The organism is Nostoc sp. DedSLP03 (genome assembly GCF_034530815.1).
In the GTDB taxonomy this organism is placed as follows: Bacteria; Cyanobacteriota; Cyanobacteriia; order Cyanobacteriales; family Nostocaceae; genus Nostoc.
Genome location: NZ_JAVRCK010000196.1, coordinates 1 through 3,928, shown reverse-complemented (window position 1 = coordinate 3,928; position 3,928 = coordinate 1). Strand labels below are relative to the sequence as shown.

The 3,928-nt window shown below is 44.5% G+C and carries 3 protein-coding genes; 1 reads left to right on the top strand and 2 read right to left on the bottom strand.

The window, feature by feature from the left end; genetic code table 11:
• Window positions 1–371: 371 nt before the first annotated feature.
• Window positions 372–1,400 (bottom strand): GTPase ObgE, encoded by a 1,029-nt coding sequence (obgE, locus tag RM368_RS38055; protein WP_322698862.1) that lies wholly within the window; start codon window positions 1,398–1,400, stop codon window positions 372–374.
• A 329-nt stretch (window positions 1,401–1,729) separates the two neighbouring features.
• Here obgE and aroA point away from each other — a divergent pair, with 329 nt between their 5' ends.
• Window positions 1,730–3,010, top strand: coding sequence for a 3-phosphoshikimate 1-carboxyvinyltransferase (aroA, locus tag RM368_RS38050; RefSeq protein ID WP_322698861.1), 1,281 nt, complete (start codon window positions 1,730–1,732; stop codon window positions 3,008–3,010).
• Between the two features lie 18 nt (window positions 3,011–3,028).
• Here aroA and RM368_RS38045 read toward each other — a convergent pair whose 3' ends face one another.
• The gene (locus RM368_RS38045) at window positions 3,029–3,691 is read right to left on the bottom strand and encodes a class I SAM-dependent methyltransferase (RefSeq protein WP_322698860.1); all 663 of its coding nucleotides are present in this window, start codon (window positions 3,689–3,691) and stop codon (window positions 3,029–3,031) included.
• Window positions 3,692–3,928 lie beyond the last annotated feature (237 nt).

Below are 3,928 nucleotides of genomic sequence, written 5' to 3'. Positions count from 1 at the left end.
ACTCTGACTCTATTACATCCCTACCTCACTTTAAAAGATGTTGGTAATGACAAGGACTCTATAGACGGTATACAATTAAGCGTGGTGTAAAACCATACTAAATTGAGTCTGACCGGGGCTAACGGAAACGTCTCCAGCTTTGCTTCTGAATTCAGAATAGCTGAATTCTTCTTTATCTCAATAGCTTATCGAAGATAAACTTAACAGCGTATGCACAAAAGTGCATTTTTTCCTAAGATTATTCAGATAATAAATCCTGGAGACGATACCTAACTTTGACTTTCGCCATTCGTACCGCCTTTCTTTCATCTCGACATTGCACGCTCATTTAATCGGCAGATAGATTTTTCATACGAATTACGAATTACAAATTATCTAAATGCTTCCACTTCTTCAGGAACCTTCATTTGGTCGAGAATCCCCCAGATTTCTTGTAACATCGGCTCTAACCCGGTGCGAGTAACCGCAGAAATCACAAAAACCGGCGCGTAGGAAAGATGATTAAGTTGGGTAGCTAATGCTTCCAAATCGACAGTTTCGCGATCGACTGCATCAATTTTATTCAGCGCCAAAATTTGCGGGCGTTCTGCTAAACCCCGTCCATAAGCTTGTAATTCTTCCTTAATTGTGTTGTAATCTCTAATCACATCATCACTAGTAGCATCAATTAAGTGAAGTAACACTCGCGTGCGCTCAATATGGCGCAAGAAATCGTGTCCCAGTCCTGCACCTTGAGACGCGCCCTCGATTAGTCCGGGAATGTCGGCGAAAACAGTACCGTCGCCAGTAGGTTTTTGCACTACACCCAAATTCGGAATCAGGGTAGTGAAAGGATAATCTGCGATTTTCGGACGTGCTGCTGATAAAGATGAAATTAAAGTGGATTTACCAGCATTTGGTAAGCCAATAATTCCCACTTCTGCCAAAAGTTTCAACTCTAGGCGCAGCTGCTTTATTTCTCCTGGTAATCCTGGGAGGGCATATTCTGGGGCGCGGTTACGGTTGCTCAAAAAATGCTGATTTCCCAGTCCGCCTTTACCACCTTGGGCAATCAGCAAAGTCTGCTTAGGTTCAATTAAATCCCCTAGCAGTTCGCCAGTTTCAGCATCATAAATGGTTGTACCGCAGGGAACTTCGATAATTAAATCCTTACCCGCTGCCCCAGTGCAGTTATTTGGCCCGCCACGAGTACCCTTTTCTGCCTGAAAGCGATGGTTATATCTAAAGTCCAGCAAGGTTTGTAAATTTTCTTCGGCAACGAAAAATACCGAACCACCTCGTCCCCCATTACCACCAGAGGGGCCGCCAGCCGGCACGTATTTCTCTCGCCGGAAAGCGACAATACCATCGCCGCCTTTACCAGCTTCAACTTCAATTTTTGCTCGATCGATAAATTGCATCTTTCTAGAGTCCTGTTAGCGGATAGCTGGCTTTGAGCCAGTGCTGAGTTATAGGCGAGTTATAAATTATAAGTTTTATAAGTTACGCCTAATGTGAATTAAGCTTTGAAACCCTTGTAATTTCATAGGTAATCCCAAAACTATGATTTTGAGTGAATCTAGAAACCCTTATAGAATAAGCGGTGTTTCTAATTCACATCAGACGTAAGTTTTAAAATTTCATTCCTCACTACTTTACTTGTAACTCACACTCCCTACTTCCCTGCTCCTTTTGCTCAAGATATGGCAATATATAAAGTTGTAGCTAACCGCCTACGTAGAGGTTTAAAGTGGATACCATTGCAATTCCTGCTCTGAATCGGCCAGTGGATGCCACGGTAGAAATTCCTGGTTCTAAAAGTCTTACCAATCGGGCGTTGCTTGTCGCAGCTTTGGCGCAAGGTGACTCCATTTTAGAAAATGCCTTATTTAGTGAAGACAGCGAGTATTTTGCTAAATGCGTAGAGCAATTGGGCATTCCCATTACTTTGAATCCTCAACTGGCACAAATTCAAGTGGCGGGAAGGGGAGGCGAAATTCCAGCTAAACAGGCAGATTTATTTGTGGGTTTGGCAGGTACAGCAGCACGGTTTATTTCGGCGCTGGTGGCACTGGGAAATGGTGAATATCGCCTAGATGGCGTTCCCCGGATGCGAGAACGACCGATGGGTGACTTGTTGACGGTGCTGCAAACGGGTGGAGCAACTGTTAACTTTGAAGGAAACTCAGGGTTTATGCCCTACACCGTCTATAGTCGGCAATTCGCTGGCGGAAATTTTCGCTTGAGAGCGAACCAAACAAGTCAGCAACTTTCGGCATTACTGATGATTGCACCTTATGCTCAACAAGACACAATTGTTGAGGTTGAAGGAACGTTGGTTTCTCAGTCTTACGTCAAAATGACCTGTCGTCTGATGGCAGATTTTGGCGTGGAGGTGATTCAAATCGGCGATAATCAATTTCAGATTAAAGCGGGTCAACGTTACCAAGCTCGACATTACACTGTAGAACCCGATGCATCAAATGCTTCTTACTTTTTTGCTGCCGCCGCCGTCACGGGTGGACGGGTGCGGGTAAAACATTTGACCAAACAATCTTGTCAGGGTGATATTCTCTGGTTGAATGTTTTAGAACAGATGGGTTGCCAAATTAAGGATGGGGATGATTACACCGAAGTGACGGGGCCGAAGCAATTGCAAGGCATCGACATTGATATGAATGATATCTCGGATCTAGTGCAAACATTAGGAGCGATCGCACCCTTCGCCAGTTCACCAATTACCATTCGGAATGTGGAACATATTCGATATAAAGAAACTGACCGAATTAAAGCTGTGGTGACAGAGTTACGGCGGCTAGGAGTTGAAGTTGAAGAATTCGCAGATAGACTGAAAATTGAGCCTGGCCCCATCACCCCAGCAGCGATTGAAACCTATCACGATCATCGAATGGCGATGGCTTTTGCGGTCACTGGCTTGAAGGTTCCAGGGATTGTAATTAAAGATCCCGGTTGCACAGCGAAGACTTTTCCAGATTACTTTACCCGATTTTTCCAAATGTTAGAGCAATAAGAGCTATTTTCGCTCAACTTACTTTTTCAGTGCCAAAGTTAAGCCATCTGCGATCGCTACTACACTAAGACTAACTCGCTGGTCTTGATGCAGTTTTTGATTAAAAGCACGAATTCTTTTAGTTCTATTATCTTGCACTTGGGGATCGGCAACCCTACCCGACCAGAGAACATTATCGATCGCAATCAATCCCCCCGGACGCACTAATTGCAGCGATCGCTCATAATAGCCATCATAGTTGCTCTTATCTGCATCGATGAAGACAAAATCAAAAGTTTCTCCTTCTCCTGTTGCCAGTAACCGATCCAAAGTCTGCAAAGCTGGGGCAATATGCAGTTGAATTTTATCCGCCACTCCAGCTTGTTGCCAATAACGTCTAGCGATCGTGGTAAATTCTTCACTAATATCGCAGGCTACTACTTTACCGTCATTCGGTAACGCCAATGCCACCACCAGGGAACTATAACCTGTAAATACCCCAATTTCTAAAGTTTTCTTAGCTCCTAGCAACTGCACCAGTAATGCCAAAAATTGCCCTTGTTCGGGAGCAATCTGCATTCTCCCGATTGGATACTGGGCTGTTTCCTGTCTCAGTTGGGTTAAAATTTCCGGTTCTCGAAGAGAGACTGACAGTAAATAGTCATAGAGGTTTTGTTCGAGTCCTAGTGTTTTAGTTGTCATGGGTATTGGGAATTGGGCATGGGGCAATACGCTTGGGTTAAGCAAATTTATCTGTTAAGGCAGGCAGGGGGAGCAGGGGAGGCTTCGGGAGCAGGGGGAGAGAAAAAAGCTTAACTGAACTGTATTGGGGCATGGGGCATTGGGCATGGAGAATTGGGGATGAGTCTTTGATACTCGTGGATGAGTCTTTGATACTCGTGGATGAGTCTTTGATACTCGCCGACGAGTCTTTGATAC

Excerpts from the sequence above, each read along its gene's own strand:
- RM368_RS38045 (WP_322698860.1), bottom strand. The coding sequence starts at position 3,691 with ATGACAACTAAAACACTAGGACTCGAACAAAACCTCTATGACTATTTA.
- obgE (WP_322698862.1), bottom strand. The coding sequence starts at position 1,400 with ATGCAATTTATCGATCGAGCAAAAATTGAAGTTGAAGCTGGTAAAGGC.